Source organism: Mesorhizobium sp. M0040, from assembly GCF_040323505.1.
Classification (GTDB): domain Bacteria; phylum Pseudomonadota; class Alphaproteobacteria; order Rhizobiales; family Rhizobiaceae; genus Mesorhizobium.
This window is the reverse complement of the sequence record NZ_JAMYVA010000143.1, coordinates 1-896: the sequence shown is the minus strand read 5'-3', so window position 1 is coordinate 896 and position 896 is coordinate 1. Positions and strand designations below refer to the sequence as shown.

2 protein-coding genes are annotated in these 896 nt (G+C 61.2%); both read right to left on the bottom strand.

Annotation, left to right across the window (positions count from 1 at the left end):
* On the bottom strand, positions 1 to 723 hold a 723-nt coding region (locus tag NKJ91_RS33670; protein ID WP_352458938.1), incomplete at its 3' end, for an ATP-binding cassette domain-containing protein.
* The coding region (locus tag NKJ91_RS33665; protein ID WP_352458939.1) for an oligopeptide/dipeptide ABC transporter ATP-binding protein at positions 720 to 896 on the bottom strand (177 nt) is incomplete at its 5' end. The genes NKJ91_RS33670 and NKJ91_RS33665, both read right to left, overlap by 4 nt.

Genomic DNA, 896 nt, shown 5'->3' with positions numbered 1-896 from the left:
CTCGCAGGGCGCGAGTTCCACGATCCGTCCCAGATACATGACGGCGACGCGATGGGCGATATGCTCCACGACGCCGAGGTCATGCGAGATGAAGACGAAGGCGAGGCCCATCTGCTGCTGGAGATCCAGAAGCAGATTAAGAATCTGCGCCTGCACGGAGACGTCAAGGGCGGATACCGCCTCGTCGGCGATAATAATCGAGGGTTTGAGTGATAGCGCACGCGCAATACCGAGCCGCTGGCGCTGACCGCCCGACAACTCGGACGGGAGCCTGTGCATCATCTCAGATGACATTCCCACCTTTCGGAGAAGGTCCGCGGCAAGTGCCTGGCGCTGCTTGCGGCTCAGGCGTTCGAAATTCTCGACGGGTTCGGTGATAATTTGCCCAGCCGTGAGGCGCGGGTTCAGCGACGAGTAAGGATCCTGAAAGACCATCTGCATCCGGCGGCGGAACGTCCGAAGCGCGTCCTTCTTGAGGCCTGCAATATCGGTCCCGTCGATCAGCACGCGCCCGTCAGTCGGTTCGACGAGCCGCATCAAGAGACGCGCGACGGTTGACTTGCCGCAGCCGGATTCGCCGACGATGCAGAGCGTTTCGCCCGCCTCGACAGCAAAGGATACATCCTCCACCGCCCGGATCACCGGAATGCTCTTCTTCAAGATTCCTGCACCGAGCAGATAATGCTTGGTCAGATTCTCGACTTTCAGCAAAGGACCGCTCATGCGCCCACGACCTCTTGGGCGCGCCAGCAAGCCGCGGCGTGGCCCGAGCCGACATTACTCAAGGCGGGTGTCTTCTCGCGGCAAATATCGATCGCGAACGGGCAGCGAGGCGCAAAGCTGCACCCGACAATTGGCTCGCGCAGGCTTGGCACGATGCCGGGGATTTCTGGAAG